The organism is Sulfitobacter sp. 1A15299 (assembly GCF_043556915.1).
GTDB lineage: Bacteria > Pseudomonadota > Alphaproteobacteria > Rhodobacterales > Rhodobacteraceae > Sulfitobacter.
Genome location: NZ_JBIFFJ010000008.1, coordinates 18,216 through 32,489, shown reverse-complemented (window position 1 = coordinate 32,489; position 14,274 = coordinate 18,216). Strand labels below are relative to the sequence as shown.

Below are 14,274 nucleotides of genomic sequence, written 5' to 3'. Positions count from 1 at the left end.
AGGCCGGTATCGCAAGCGGGCGGCGTTGCAAGCGCCCCGGGGCGCGGCTATAGCAGGTCCATGACAGATACACCGCCCCGTTCCATGATCCAGATCGCCCGCGAAAGCGGCGCGAGTGAGACTGCGCCGCCGGTCGACCTTGGTGCAAGGGTGCGCGAGCTGCGCAAGGCGCGCAATTGGACGCTTGAACAGGCGGCGCGGCAGGCCGGGCTGGCACGCTCCACGCTGAGCAAGATCGAGAACGGGTTGATGTCGCCCACCTATGACGCGCTGAAAAAGCTCGCTGTGGGGCTGGAGATCACCGTGCCGCAGCTTTTCACCCCGCCCGCGGGCGAAAAGATCACGGGCCGCATGGCGGTGACTCGTGCCGAGGAAGGCGCGCCCAAGGCCACGGGCACCTACGAGCATGTGCTGCTGGCCGATGCCCTGCGCAAGAAGCAGATGCTGCCCTACCGCGCCCGCATTCGCGCCCGCCGGATGGAGGAATTCGACGGCTGGGTGCGCCACGACGGGGAAGAGTTCCTCTATGTGCTGACCGGTATGGTGCGGCTTTTCACCGAGTTCTACGAGCCCGTCGACATGCGCCGGGGCGATAGCGCCTATTACGACGCTACCATGGGGCATAATGTCGTCTCGCTCAGCGATGAGGATGCGACGATCCTCTGGGTGACCTCATTGGTCTGACCCCTCCGCCGGTTCCCACCACCAGACCTCGGGCATGAAGTTCGGCCCATCGCCGTAAAGCGGGATCGTCTCGGGGTAGGCCATGCGCGCGTCATGGGCGATCAGCCCCTCGTCGAACTGCCAGAAGGGAATGACATAGCGGCCTGCCGTCAGGATCCGGTCGAGCGCGCGGGTGGCGGCCACGAAATCCGCCGTTTCGCGGGCCTGCAGCATCCGGTCGATCATCGCATCCACTGCCGGAGAGCGCACACCCATGAGGTTGCGCGTGCCGGGCAGATCGGCGGCCTCCGACCCCCAGTAGAAACGCTGCTCCGTACCGGGGCTGAGCGACAGGGCGCGGCGGAAAGTCGTCATGTCGAAATCATAGCTGTTCTGCCGTGCGACGAATTGCGCATCATCCACGGTTTCGATCTCGGCCGTGATGCCAAGCCGCTTGAGAGCCTGCGTGTAAAGCTCTGCAATTGCTAGGTTTTCACGGCTCCCCTTAGACAGGAGAATGGTGAAGGTCAGCGGCGTGCCGTCGCCCCGGCGCATGACGCCACCTTCGGCCTCATAGCCTGCGGCATTCAGCTGCTGCATCGCGGCGCGAATGCCTGCGCGATTGCGGGCAGAGCCGTCGCCCACCGGCAGCCGATAGCCATCCACCGTCCCGGGCGGCAGCGTGTCGGCGTAATCGGCCAGCAAATCGAACACCCGCCCCGACGCCGGACCGTCGCGCATGGCAAGGTCGGAGTTCGAGAAATAAGAGGTGATCCGGGGCAGGGTGCCGCCGGTCAAGGTCTCGTTGATATACTCGAAATTGAAGGCCGAGATCAGCGCATCGCGCACCCGCCAATCGTCGAAAGGCGCGCGGCGGGCGTTCATGACAAAACCGGTCATGCCGGAAGGTTTGCTATGCGGGAAGGTCGATTTCACCACCTCGCCCCGGGTGATCGCGGGGAAGTCGTATTGCGTGGCCCAAGTCTCGGCGTTGAATTCGCGCACGGCAGAGATTTGACCGGCCTTGAAGGCTTCGAACAGCACATTGGCATCGCCGTAGAAGTCGATCTTCACCTCATCGTAGTTATGCGTGCCTTGGCGAAAGGGCACCTCTGCGCCCCAGTAATCGGGGTTGCGCGTCAGCGTAACATGGCGGCCCGCTTGATAGTCGGTGATGGTATAAGGGCCGCTGCCCAAAGGGATTTCGGACAGGGGGGCATTGGCAAAGTCCTGCCCCTCCCATTGCGCTTTGCTGAGGATGGGGCGCATCCCGGCGAGCAGGGCAAGCTCGCGGTTGTCGCTGTTGAAAGTCATCCGCAGGCTGCGCGGGCCGGTCTGTTCGATGCTGTCGATCTGCTGGCGCAGCCCGTGGTAGCGGGGATGGCCTTCGGTGCCGAGCAGATCGAAAGAAAAGATCACATCCTCGACGGTGACGGGCGTGCCATCGGAAAACCGCGCCTCTTCGCGCAGGGTGAATGCCACCCAAGAGCGGTCCTCGGGCACTTCGATCGTTTCGGCCAGCAGACCGTAAAGCGCGAAGGGTTCATCCCAGGATCGCCCCATCAAAGTCTCATGGGTGAAATGCGGCAATTGCCAAGGCGCGGTGCCCTTGCGGACGAAGGGGTTGAGGCTGTCGAATCCCCCGGTATTGCCCAGAACGATCTCGCCCCCCTTGGGGGCATCGGGGTTCACGTAAGGAAGGGCGTCGAAATCGGCCGGCAGAGCAGGTTCGCCATACATGGCGATTCCATGTTGCGGGGCGGCCCATGCCGCGCCCGAGAGCAGAATCAGTGAAGAAAGGGCCGCAACGCCCCGTGCTTTCGAGAAAAATTCCCAGCTCATTTTTGAAACAATCACGATCTGCCCTTATTTTGTTGGAGTTATTCCATACCCGCGGATTCTCGCCTTATCAAACTTTTAGCTTGGATTGTGAGCGTGAAAGGCGTATACAGAGGTCACTGCTCGATAGGTTTCTTGCCTGTATGAAACCTGCCTCAATAACTTACGCCCGCCTCGCGCGGGCGTTTTTTTTGGCCAATTTTCACCGACCCTTAAGCTCCTTCGCGCAAACCCTTTCCCTTTGGCGCGCGCGCAGTACATGATGCAGGCGCAGCATGAACAAGGAGACGCGCCATGGCTTTCACCATCGACCTGTCCGGCAAGACAGCCGTCATCACGGGATCGAATTCTGGAATCGGACTTGGCATCGCCTGGGAATTGGCGCGGGCCGGGGCCGATATCGTTTTGAACTCTTTTACCGATGACGAGGCGGACCATGCGCTGGCGCAGGAGATTGCGCAGACATGCAACGTAACGGCCCGATACATCAAGGCCGACATGTCCAAGGGGGCGGACTGTCGGCGTTTGATTGCCGAAGCCGGGGTCTGCGATATCTTGGTGAACAATGCAGGCATCCAGCATGTCGCGCCAATCCCTGAGTTTCCAACCGAAAAATGGGACGCGATCATCGCGATCAACCTGTCGTCGGCCTTTCACACCACCGCCGAGGTGTTGCCAATGATGCGCGCGGCGGGCTGGGGCCGGGTGATCAATATCGCTTCGGCCCATGGTCTGACGGCATCGCCCTATAAATCCGCCTATATCGCCGCGAAACATGGGATTGTCGGCCTAAGCAAGACCACCGCGCTTGAGACGGCGAAAGACCCGATCACCTGCAACGCGATTTGCCCCGGCTATGTGCTGACCCCGATCGTCGAGAAACAGATTCCCGACACGATGAAGGAATATGGCATGAGCCGCGAAGAGGTGATCGAACAGGTCATGCTCACCCGGCAGCCGTCGCGCGAATTCGCCACTGTTGAGCAGATGGGCGGCACGGCGACCTTCCTATGCTCGGATGCAGCGGCCCAGATCACCGGCACGACGATCAGTGTCGATGGCGGCTGGACGGCGTTGTAAGCGCCGTGGCGGTCAAGAAACGCATTAACCTCGCCCTCCAAGGGGGCGGCGCCCATGGCGCTTTTACTTGGGGGGTGCTCGACCGGCTGTTGCAGCAGGACGATCTGGACATCTGCGGGATCTCGGGCACTTCGGCGGGGGCGCTGAACGGCGCGGCCTTGAAATCGGGGATGATCGCAGGCGGGCGCGAGGGCGCGCGCGAAAATCTTGATTGGCTTTGGGCGCAGGTCTCGGGCATTTCGGACCTGCGTCTGTCGCATTGGCTGGCGCCCTTCGGTTTGGACAAGCTCAGTCAGGCGATGGAATATAGCCTGCCGATGGCGATCTCGGATTCGCTGACGCGGGTTGTGTCGCCCTATGCCTACGGCCCGTTCTATCGCAATCCGCTCGAAGATGTCGTGGCGCGGTTCGACTATGGCAAGGTGGGCGCGCATAGGCCGCCGTTCTTTTTCGTCTGCGCCACAAGGGTTCGCAACGGCAAGATCCGGGTCTTCGAGGGGGATGAGATCGGGCCAAATGCCTTGCTCGCCTCGGCCTGCCTGCCGACGATCTTCAAGGCGGTTGAGATCGACGACGCCCAGACCGGCCAGCGCGAGGCGTTTTGGGACGGGGGCTATACCGGCAACCCGGCGCTGTTTCCGCTGTTTCGCGATGATCTGCCCGAAGATATCGTGGTGGTGAACATCAATCCGCTTGACCGCGAAGACCTTCCGGTCACGCCCCAGCAAATCCAAAACCGCATCAATGAGATCAGTTTCAATTCTAGCCTTCTGCGCGAGATGCGGGCGATTGACTTCGTGCAAAGGCTGATTGCGGATGGCACCCTGCCGGAGGGGCGGATGAAGCGGGTGCACATGCATATGATCGCCGATGACGCGCTGATGGCGCAGTTGTCGGTGGCGACGAAGCTGATGCCCAACCCGGCGGTGATCCGCGCGCTGCATGAGGCAGGCGTGGCGGCGGCAGACCGGTTTCTTGAGGATCACTTCGACGACCTGAACCAGCGCAGCAGCGTCGATCTACCGGCGATGTTTGGCTGAGTTTTCAGGGTCCGACAGCGCCAGCGCCTCGGGCAGATCGGCACCGGGGCGCGGCGGATAGACCAGCCCGGCAGAGATCACCAGCTTCGCTGCGTCTTCGACGCTCATGTCGAGTTCGATCACATCCTCACGCGGCAGGAACAACAAAAAGCCCGAGGTCGGGTTCGGCGTGGTCGGCAGAAAGACCGAGAGCATCTCGCCGCCCGCGTTGGTGCGGGCCAAGACCTCTCCCTTCGCCTCGGTCGAGATGAAGCCAAGGGCCCAGATGCCGCGCCGGGGGTATTCGATCAGGCAGGCGGTCTCAAAGCTCCGCTCGGACTGGGCGAAGATCGTCTCGGAAATCTGTTTGATGCCGGAATAAATTGTCCGCACGACGGGGGTGCGTTCCACCAGACTTTCGGCGAAGCGGATCATCGAACGGCCGATCAGCCCTTTCGCGGCCCAGCCCACCATGACGGTGAAGATCAGAAAGATCACCACCCCAAGGCCGCGCACGTTGAACTGCATCGACGGGTCGAGGCCCAAGAAATCCTGGAGCAGCCGGTCGGGATGGTAGGCTTTGGGCACCAATGGCAGCACAAAACCGTCGATCCAGCCGACAACGCTCCAGATCAGCCAGATGGTCAGCCCGACAGGCGCAATCACGACCAGACCGGTCAGGAAAGACGCGCGCAGCCTTGCGACAAGGCTGCGCCGAACCTGCGTTGGATCGGGATCAAAAGGTGTGTTCATCTGCGCCGTTTTCCGAAGAGTTAATCGCATCATAGCTAAGGCGTATGCCCCGGCCCGGCAATGGCTCCGCGGTGTTTTTCGCCTTTAACGCGGCAGGTTGACGAGGTTTGCGGCGATCTTTGCCCCCAGCCGGGCATTGTTGCGCACCAATGCGATATTGGCGGTGAGCGACCGGCCCTCGGTCAGCTCGAAGATGCGTTGCAGCAAGAAGGGGGTCACGCCCTTACCGTGGACCCCTTGCGCATCCGCCTCGGATTGGGCCTGCGCGATGATCGGGGCGAGTTCGGCGGCGGGGATTTCCTCTGCTGCGGGGATCGGGTTGGCCACCAACTGGCCGCCGGGCAGCCCCATGGCAGCGCGGGTGCGGTGGGCTTTGGCGAGGGCTGCGGCGTCATCGAGGCGCAGCGGCGATTGCAGGTCAGAGCCGGCGCTCCAGAAGGCGGGGAAACTGTCTTGGCCCACGGTGATGACCGGCACGCCTTGGGTTTCCAGCACCTCCAGCGTCTTCGGCACGTCAAGGATCGCCTTGGCCCCTGCTGCGATGACGGTGACGGGGGTTTGGGCCAGTTCCATGAGATCGGCGGAGATGTCAAAGCTGTCTTCCGCGCCCTTATGCACGCCGCCGATGCCGCCGGTGGCGAAGACTTCGATGCCCGCAAGATTGGCCGCGATCATGGTGGCGGCGACGGTGGTGGCACCTGTCCCGCCCGAGGCGATGCAGACGGCCATATCGGCGCGGGAGAGTTTGGCCACGTCCTTAGCTTGGGCCAGATCGCTCAGTTGGTCATCGTCCAGACCGATGTGCAGCGCGCCACGGATCACGGCGATTGTGGCGGGCACCGCGCCTGCGTCGCGGATGTCCTGTTCGACCTGCCGCGCCACTTCGAGGTTTTGCGGATAGGGCATGCCATGGGTGATGATGGTGCTTTCCAAGGCCACGATCGGCGCGCCGCTTTCGCGGGCCTTGGCCACCTCGGCGCTGAAGGTCAGGGGCAGGGCGGATGTGGCGGTGGTCATATCTTGGTCTCTCCGGAAACGTAAAGGGCGGCGGCATCGAGTGCTGCCTTGAGGGCGGATTGCGCAATAGCACCGCCAAGTTCAGCAGCCACATGGGCCGCCATGAATGTATCGCCTGCACCCGTGACCCGCGCGACATGGACCTGCGGCGGGGTAAGGGTGATGATCTCGTCGCCTTGGCCCACGGTGGCGGGGTTGCCGCCGTCGGTCACCACGGCGCGGCGCGCGCCACGGGCCAGCAGGGCGCGGGCGGCGGTGGGGGAATCGTCAAAGCTTGATTGGCAGAGCAACCCTGCCTCTTCGAGGTTCACATAAAGCGTGCCGCGCCCAGCCTTTAGGAAGGGCGTCAGCCGTAGCGCCTTGCCGGGAGAGGCGGGCGCGACGCGCAGGTCAGCCTTTGCCAAGAGCGGGCTTTGGGCCATGCGGGCCAGCAGTTCGACGGTCAGGTTGCCATCGAGCGCCACAGCCCCTTCGTAGGGGCTGGGCAGGCTGCCATCCTCCAGCGGGCGCAGGATCTTGTCGCCCGCAGCCTCCAGCGAATGGGCATCGGCAATTGCGGCGATCAACCCGTTGGACCCTTCGACGGCCATGTAACGGTCGGTCGGCAGATCGTCAGAGCGGTAGACGTGATCGGTGATCAGCCCGCGCAGGGCGCAGGCGGCGATCAACTCATCCCCTTCGGCATCGCGCCCCACAGCGGAAAGCAGCGCGGGCGTCAGCCCAAAGCGCGCCAGCGCCATGCCGATGTTCAGCGCCACGCCGCCGGGCAGGCGGGTGATCCGCCCCGGCATGTCGGAGCCTTGGCGCATGGCGTTTTCAGAGCGGCCGATCACGTCCCACAGGACGGAGCCGATGCAAAGGATGTCAGCTGTCTTGGTCATGCGGCGCTTCTAGCCGCCAAATCTCCCCCCGCGCAAGCGGCGTTGTTGTGGCACCGCGAATGTCAGCGCCGCCCAGAGCGTCTCCCAGACCGGTTGATCGGGGTCGTAGCCCGCGCCGGTCTGCGCTTCTGCCGCCGGGCGCAGCACCACCGCGTCAAAAAGGTATTCATGGCCCGCAGTGACCGGAACCAGTGCTTCCCCCGCCGCATCGGTGCGGTGGCGGGTGATGGTCACGCTGTCATCCGGCGCGCGGTCGAACACTTCGATCTGGGCGTTGGGGCGGGGGGCACCTTGATAGAGGAGTGCCACTTTCATCTCACCCGCGAAATCTGCGTCATAGGGATTCGTCAGCGCCACGAACTCGGTCGCCATGCCGGTGGGCGCATCCTGCCCCGTGCCCGCGCCGAGGGCGATCAGTGTTTTCACGTGGCGGGTGTAGCTTTCGACGACCTTCTCGGTCGACCAGCCGTTCGCGCGGTGATCGCTCTCGGCCTTGGGGAAGTCCTTATGCGCCGCGAAACGGAGGAACTTGTCGAAGTCCTCATAGGTCACTTTGGACGGTGTCGTTTCGGCCACCGCTACGATCAGCGCATCACCTTCGGGCGCGGGGAGCGTCAGGGCAGGGTTGTCGCCCGCGCGCGGCGAGAGCGCGACCTCTCGCCCGCCGATCTTGACCTCGAAACGCGTGAGCCGGTTGGGCAGATAGGGAAAGGCCGTGCCGATAAACTCCTCACCATTGCGAAAATGCGCCGCGATCTTTTCACCGCTTTCCACTTGATAGTTCACCGGCGACAGCCAGTATTCATGTGCAAAGGCAGGCGCTGCCGATAAGATACTGAAAATAATAGCGGACAACTGGGACAGTTTCATGAAGAGAACTTTCATTTTGTTGAGATCCAAGCTGGCGTTGCTGTGGCTGTTGTCAAGCGCGTTGCTGCTTTCCTTGGGCGCGGCGGCGCAGGCGCATGAGGTCAAACCCACGATCGCGGATTTGACCGTGGCCGATGGGCGGGCGGTGCTGGCGCTGGACATCAACCTCGAAGCGCTCTTGGCGGGCATCGACCTCGATACCATCGAAGACACCGACAATGCCGAGAATGCGGGCGATTACGATTCCCTGCGCAGTCTGCCCGCCGCGCGCATCGCCGACCGCGCGCCCGAGCTTTTGTCGAAGTGGAACAGCCTGCCGCTGCTCAGCGTAGATGGCACCGCCGTCCCGTTAGAGAGTGTGACGGTCGAGGTGCCCGAAGGGGTCGACGGCGAACTGCCGCGCGACAGCCAGTGGCGGTTGGAGAGCGCGGTGCCTGCGGGGGCGGCACAGGTTCAGGTGACATGGCCGGATGGCGCGGGCGCGCTGGTGCTGCGCCAGCAAGGGGTGGAGGATCCCTATACCGGCTATCTCTCGGGCGGTGAAACCAGCCCCGAAATTGCCCTTGCAGGCGGTGATGCCGAAACTGGCTGGCAGGCCTTCGTCAGCTACATCCCGGTCGGTTTCGATCACATCCTGCCCAAAGGGTTGGATCACATCCTATTCGTTTTGGGCCTGTTCTTTCTGTCGACCCGTCTGCGGCCTTTGATCTGGCAGGTCAGCGCCTTCACCCTGGCCCATACGGTCACGCTGGCGCTTGGGGCTTTGGGCTGGGTCAACGTGCCCGGTGCCATCGTCGAGCCGCTGATCGCCGCCTCGATCACCTATGTCGCGGTCGAGAATATCTTTCACTCCGCCTTAAACCGCTGGCGGCCCTTGGTGATCTTTGGTTTTGGGCTGTTGCACGGGCTTGGGTTTGCCTCGGTGCTGGGGGACTTCGGCCTGCCTGCGGGGCAATTCGTGCCCGCGCTCATCGGCTTCAATATTGGGGTGGAACTGGGCCAGCTGGCAGTAATCGCCATCGCCTTCGTATTGGTCGGCTGGGCGATGAATCGCGACTGGTATCGCCGCGCCATCGCGGTCCCCGCCTCTTGCGTCATCGCGGCGATCGGGGCCTATTGGTTCATCGAACGGGTGTTTCTGTAAGCGAGCGGGCAGCCCTTGAGCGGGCTGCCCCAAGGGCCGCTTAGCCCTGCATGGCGGCGATCAGGGTGGCGAGTTCGGCCACCGGATCGTTCTTGTCCCAAATCTCGGTGCCGATGCCGAAAAAGTCGGTCCGGGAGGCGAGATTGCGGATCATGTTGATGTCAAGCGCGCCTTCGGCGACGACGGGCACTTCGATCACTTCGGACCACCACTGAAACAAGTCGGCCTCGGCAAAACTTCCATCGCCAAGGGCGCTGGCTTGGGTCGGGCCGAAGCTGATGTAGTCCGCCCCGGCTTCGCCTGCCGCCATCCCCTCATGCCGCGATGTGCCGCAAAAGGCGCCGACGATGGCATCTTCGCCCAGTTCTTTACGCGCATGGCGCACGGTGCGGGCGGCATCGCTCAGGTGCACGCCGTCAAGGCCGAGCTTCTCGACCAGCAGCAGGTGATCCGTGATCACCAAGGCCACATCGCGCGCATGGGTTACCTCGCGCAGCGCGTCACCGGCGCGGGCAAGGCGGTCTTCGTCGCGGGTCGAAAGCGCCATGCGCACGCAGGCCACCGGATGGGCGTCGAGCACGGCGGCGAGTTGCGCGGGGAATTGGCTCAGCTCAACTTCAGGTGGGGTGATAAGGTAAATCTGCGGCTGTTCTGGCGCGTCCATGGTCACTGTCCTTAATCGGGTCTGCGGCCCTGCTCGGGTCTGGAGGTCTGACTAGCGCAAGGCGCTGCAAAAGAAAACGGATATGCGTGCGTCGCGCGGGCTTTCTTGCGGTGCTGCGGCGCAGGGGCTATGAGGCGCGCATGACAGAGACATCCTCCTCCCCCGTTCAGCCCGCGCCGATCCCGGCCATCGTGCTTGTCCGCCCCCAGATGGGCGAGAACATCGGCGCCGCGGCGCGTGCCATGTGGAACTTCGGCCTCGATCATATGCGGGTCGTGGCCCCGCGCGACGGCTGGCCGAGCCAATCCGCCGTGGCCATGGCCTCGGGGGCGGGGCGGCTGTTGGACGAGGCGCAGCATTGCGCCGATCTGCCCGAAGCGCTCGGCGATTGCGATTTCACCTTTGCCACCACGGCGCGCAGCCGAGACCTGACCAAACCAGTCTACAGCCCCGAAGCCGCGATGCGGCTGGCGGCGGAAAAGATCGCGGCAGGCCAACGGGTTGCGGTGCTGTTCGGGCCGGAACGGGCAGGGCTTGAGAATGAGGACATCGCACAGGCCAATGCCATCGTCTCGGTCCCGGTGAACCCCAAGTTCGCCTCTCTCAACCTCGCGCAATGCGTTTTGTTGATGTCTTACGAATGGATGCGGGCGCAGGGCGAAGTGACCCATGAGGTGGTCGAGATGGCGGGCACTGATTGGGCCAAGGGGGCCGAGGTCGACCATCTGGCGCGGCATTACGAGGAGCAGTTGACCGAGGCCGGGTTCTTCTTCCCCGAGCATAAGGTCGCCTCGATGAAGCTTAACCTGCGCAACATGTGGTCGCGGATGCCGCTCACGCGGGCGGATGTGCAGATGCTGCATGGCATCCTGCGGCAAATGGTCCGGTGGAAGGAGAAGGGCTGAGCGACGGAGGGCCAGCGCCTGCCCGTGGGGTGGCGATCCTAAAGGTTTTTCTGCCACTTTATGGTGCAGCATCAATGCTTTGCCGCAGTGTTGCGCCTCTCCTTGCCAAATCGCCTCCCCGTGGGGCGGGCAGGTGATGGCCCGGCGCCTTCGGCTTGATTCCGGGCCGGGGTTGGCGGCGCATGCGGCAACATAACCCACCCCGCTAGACCTTTCCCCGCCCATGTCATACCACTCTGTCCAAACGGAAAAAGAGGCGCGCCATGGCGGAGAAACGCAAACTGTTCGAAGAGGTCGGAGCCGACCAACCCAGCCGTGCCCCGGTGCAAACCGGCACGATCGACAAGGGCCGGGGCGGCGCGCGCGGGCCGATCCGGGTCTGGCTGATGATCCTCTTTGCGCTGGTCTTTGTCATGATCGCCGTGGGCGGGCTGACGCGGCTGACCGACTCCGGCCTTAGCATTACGGAATGGCGCCCGGTGACCGGAGCCTTGCCGCCAATGAACGAGGCCGATTGGCAAGCGGAATTCGAAAAATACCAACAGATTGATGAGTTTCAGGTCCAGAATTCTTGGATGGAACTCTCTGATTTCAAAAGCATTTACTGGTGGGAATGGGGGCATCGGCAGCTTGGCCGGGTTATCGGCCTTGTCTGGGTCTTGGGCTTTCTCTTTTTCCTTCTGCGCCGCCAAATCCCTGTCGGCTGGACCAAACGGCTGCTCTTTATCGGCGCATTGGGCGGCGCGCAGGGAGCGATTGGCTGGTGGATGGTCGCCTCGGGCGTGACCAGCGGGCAGGGGGTGACGGATGTGGCCTCCTACCGTTTGGCGACGCATCTGGGGCTGGCCTTTGTCATCCTCGGTTTCATCACATGGTATGTGCTCTTGCTGGGCCGCAGCGAACGCGATCTAATGCAAGCCCGCCGCGCCAAGGAGGCCAAGCAATTCGGCATGGCTACGGGTCTGTTGCATTTCGCCGCAGTGCAAATCCTGCTGGGCGCCCTGGTCGCAGGGATTGACGCGGGGCGTTATTTCGTCGACTGGCCGCTGATGCAGGGGCAGTTCTTCCCGCCCGAGGCATTCGACATCACGCCGACATGGCGGAATTTCTTTGAGAATCCGGGACTGGTGCAATTCATGCACCGGATGGCGGGCTATCTGCTTTTCGCTTTCGGGGTCGTCGTCTGGCTGCGCGGTCGCCGCTCGGCCCATGCCCGCACGCGCTTTGCTTTCAACGCCGTGATGGCGGCGCTGTTTTTGCAGGTGGTTCTGGGCATCACCACCGTACTTTATGCGGCGCCGGTGCATCTGGCGCTCGCGCATCAGGCGCTGGCCGTGCTGCTCTGGGTGCTGATCCTGCGTGCGCGTTTCCTTGCGGCCTATCCTGTCGCCACATCGCTGAGAGGCTGAGACATGACTGCATATGACGATTTGATGGCTTTTCAGCGCGACACCGAGGCGCTGGCGCAGGTCGCGGGCCGTTTGGGCTGGGATCAGGAAACGGTCATGCCCCGGGGTGCGGCCCCGCAGCGGGCCGAGGAGATGGCGGCGATGGAAAGCGTTCTGCACGCCCGCCGCATCGACCCACGCATTGCAGATTGGCTGGCCCAGATCGAGCCCGCGGCGTTGGATGCGGTCGGGCAGGCGAACCTGCGTCACATCAAGCGCGACTTTGATCGTGCCACCCGCGTGCCCGCCGATCTGGCGGCGCGCATCGCCCGAGTCACCTCCGCCGCCCAAGGCACTTGGGCCGAGGCCCGCGCCGCCGATGACTTCGCGGCCTTCGCTCCCACTCTGAAAGAAGTGATCGCGCTCAAACGCGAAGAGGGGGCCGCGCTGGCAGACGGGCGCGGGGTGGGGATCTACGACGCCATGCTCGAGGATTACGAGCCCGGCACCACCGCGGCGGACCTTGAAGCCATGTTCGGCGCGCTGCGGCCAAAACTCTCCGAACTGCGCGCCGCCGTCCGCGAGGCCGAAGCGCCGCCGGTGTTGGATGGGGTCTTTGACGAAGCAGCACAGATGACCCTCACCGCCAAACTGGCGCGGCGTTTTGGCTATGATCTGGCCACCGGACGCATCGACAAGGCGGTGCATCCCTTCTCCTCCGGGTCGGGGCTGGACGTGCGGATCACCACGCGAACCAATGCTCTCGACCCGTTCAATTGCTTTTACTCCACCGTGCATGAGGTCGGCCATGCGGCCTATGAGCAGGGGATCGACAGCGCCTATCTGCTGACGCCCTTGGGCCGGGGCGTGTCGATGGGGGTGCATGAAAGCCAAAGCCGCATCTACGAAAACCAGATCGGCCGCAGCCGCGCCTTCACCGGGTGGCTCTATGGTGAGATGACGGCGGTCTATGGCAATTTCGGCGTGCCGGATGCCGAAACCTTCTACCGGATCGTCAACCGCGTGTCGGATGGTTTCATTCGGACCGAGGCGGATGAGCTTCAGTATAATCTTCATGTTCTGCTGCGTTTCGATCTTGAGCGGGCGCTGATGTCGGGCGACCTCCAGGTCGATGGGCTGGAAGCGGCATGGAACGATCGCTTTGAGGCTGATTTCGGCTATCCGGTCGACCGCCCTTCAAACGGCGTATTGCAGGACGTGCATTGGTCCGTCGGGCTTCTGGGCTATTTCCCGACCTATAGCCTCGGCAATGTCTATGCCGGTTGCCTTCACGAGGCATTGCGGGAGGCCGTACCCGATCTCGACGAGGCTTTGGCGAGAGGGGACACGAGCGCGGCCACAGGTTGGCTGCGTGAAAACGTGCAAAAGCATGGGGGACTCTATGAGCCCCGTGAGGTAATCACCCGCGCTTGCGGAAAGCCGCCGACTGAAGCGCCGTTGCTGACCTATCTGGAAAATAAGTTCAAGGAACTGTATGGAATTTAGGCATCTAAGGTGGGGAACAATTGCCCTATCACGGTGTTGCTTAAACGAAGGGCATCGCTATAATTCCTAACCATAGCTTAATATTTCGCCTTTGCGCCGGATAAGATTATATGCGATGCTGCGGTGAGTTTAATTTTTGACGAAATATAGGAGTACCTAGACATGAAAATTCTTGCAACGGTGGCGGCAACTATCGCTCTTTCGGGTGCTGCTTTCGCCCAAACTACGTCTCAAGCGGCGGTTCTTGGGGCGTCTGACGATCCGGTCTATTCGCTTCAGGTTCAGGGCGCCAACGGCGTGATCTACAACTGCAAGCCTAACCCCGTTATGGTTGACGGCAACACCGCGCGTGTTTGCAAGCCTGCCGCAGCGGGCGCTGGTCTTTTCGCAGCGGGTGCTGGCCTTGGTGGTGGTGCAGCAGCCGCTGGTGCGGCGCTGGTTCTGGTTGCGGTTGCAGCTGCAGGGTCGTCTTCTTCGACCACGACTACCAACTAATTTCCTAACGGAAGTTTAAGATTGGAAAATCCCCCGCGCTGATGGCGCGG

The 14,274-nt window shown here is 62.8% G+C and carries 14 protein-coding genes; 8 read left to right on the top strand and 6 right to left on the bottom strand.

All coding sequences use genetic code 11. The features are described from left to right. The first annotated feature begins 60 nt into the window (after positions 1-60). Positions 61-684, top strand: coding sequence for a helix-turn-helix domain-containing protein (locus ACGYK7_RS10675; RefSeq protein WP_394402008.1), 624 nt, complete (start codon positions 61-63; stop codon positions 682-684). Here ACGYK7_RS10675 and ACGYK7_RS10670 read toward each other — a convergent pair. Continuing rightward, positions 673-2,403, bottom strand: coding sequence for an extracellular solute-binding protein (locus ACGYK7_RS10670; protein WP_394402175.1), 1,731 nt, complete (start codon positions 2,401-2,403; stop codon positions 673-675). The genes ACGYK7_RS10675 and ACGYK7_RS10670 overlap by 12 nt on opposite strands. 393 nt (positions 2,404-2,796) lie before the next feature. Between ACGYK7_RS10670 and ACGYK7_RS10665 the strand changes: the two genes are divergently transcribed. Both ACGYK7_RS10665 and ACGYK7_RS10660 read left to right on the top strand, forming a co-directional pair. After that, positions 2,797-3,582 carry a 3-hydroxybutyrate dehydrogenase gene (locus ACGYK7_RS10665; protein ID WP_394402005.1) on the top strand — a complete coding sequence of 262 codons (786 nt, stop codon included), beginning with the start codon at positions 2,797-2,799 and terminating at the stop codon, positions 3,580-3,582. A gap of 5 nt (positions 3,583-3,587) precedes the next feature. Further along, a complete protein-coding gene (locus ACGYK7_RS10660) occupies positions 3,588-4,622 on the top strand; it encodes a patatin-like phospholipase family protein (protein WP_394402002.1) in 1,035 nt (344 codons plus the stop codon). Here the strand turns inward: ACGYK7_RS10660 and ACGYK7_RS10655 are convergent. From ACGYK7_RS10655 to ACGYK7_RS10640, 4 genes are all read right to left on the bottom strand, one after another. Further along, positions 4,602-5,354 (bottom strand): DUF502 domain-containing protein, encoded by a 753-nt coding sequence (locus tag ACGYK7_RS10655; RefSeq protein WP_394401999.1) that lies wholly within the window; start codon positions 5,352-5,354, stop codon positions 4,602-4,604. The two genes, ACGYK7_RS10660 and ACGYK7_RS10655, sit on opposite strands and share 21 nt — an antisense overlap. 84 nt (positions 5,355-5,438) lie before the next feature. Continuing rightward, entirely contained in the window at positions 5,439-6,371 is a 933-nt protein-coding gene (locus tag ACGYK7_RS10650) for a pseudouridine-5'-phosphate glycosidase (protein WP_394401997.1), read from the bottom strand. Next, positions 6,368-7,252, bottom strand: a complete 885-nt coding sequence (locus ACGYK7_RS10645) for a PfkB family carbohydrate kinase (RefSeq protein ID WP_209218843.1) — start codon at positions 7,250-7,252, stop codon at positions 6,368-6,370. Before ACGYK7_RS10645 ends, ACGYK7_RS10650 begins: the two co-directional genes overlap by 4 nt. A gap of 9 nt (positions 7,253-7,261) precedes the next feature. Next, positions 7,262-8,122, bottom strand: coding sequence for a DUF4198 domain-containing protein (locus tag ACGYK7_RS10640; protein WP_394401993.1), 861 nt, complete (start codon positions 8,120-8,122; stop codon positions 7,262-7,264). On the opposite strand from ACGYK7_RS10640, the gene ACGYK7_RS10635 reads away from it, so the two are divergent. Then, positions 8,121-9,266: a HupE/UreJ family protein gene (locus tag ACGYK7_RS10635; RefSeq protein ID WP_394401991.1), complete on the top strand. Its 1,146-nt coding sequence runs from the start codon at positions 8,121-8,123 to the stop codon at positions 9,264-9,266. The two genes, ACGYK7_RS10640 and ACGYK7_RS10635, sit on opposite strands and share 2 nt — an antisense overlap. 40 nt (positions 9,267-9,306) lie before the next feature. Here ACGYK7_RS10635 and ACGYK7_RS10630 read toward each other — a convergent pair whose 3' ends face one another. Beyond that, complete coding sequence (locus ACGYK7_RS10630) at positions 9,307-9,930, bottom strand: thiamine phosphate synthase (RefSeq protein WP_394401989.1); 624 nt, start codon at positions 9,928-9,930, stop codon at positions 9,307-9,309. Positions 9,931-10,070: 140 nt separating this feature from the next. Here ACGYK7_RS10630 and ACGYK7_RS10625 point away from each other — a divergent pair, with 140 nt between their 5' ends. The 4 genes from ACGYK7_RS10625 to ACGYK7_RS10610 all read left to right on the top strand — a co-directional run bounded on the left by ACGYK7_RS10625 (position 10,071) and on the right by ACGYK7_RS10610 (position 14,224). After that, positions 10,071-10,835, top strand: a complete 765-nt coding sequence (locus ACGYK7_RS10625; protein WP_322327805.1) for an RNA methyltransferase — start codon at positions 10,071-10,073, stop codon at positions 10,833-10,835. Between the two features lie 263 nt (positions 10,836-11,098). Further along, a complete protein-coding gene (gene ctaA, locus ACGYK7_RS10620; protein ID WP_394401986.1) occupies positions 11,099-12,244 on the top strand; it encodes a heme A synthase in 1,146 nt (381 codons plus the stop codon). Between the two features lie 3 nt (positions 12,245-12,247). After that, a complete protein-coding gene (locus ACGYK7_RS10615) occupies positions 12,248-13,729 on the top strand; it encodes a carboxypeptidase M32 (RefSeq protein WP_394401984.1) in 1,482 nt (493 codons plus the stop codon). A gap of 162 nt (positions 13,730-13,891) precedes the next feature. Next, positions 13,892-14,224, top strand: a complete 333-nt coding sequence (locus ACGYK7_RS10610; protein ID WP_394401983.1) for a hypothetical protein — start codon at positions 13,892-13,894, stop codon at positions 14,222-14,224. Positions 14,225-14,274: the final 50 nt, after the last annotated feature.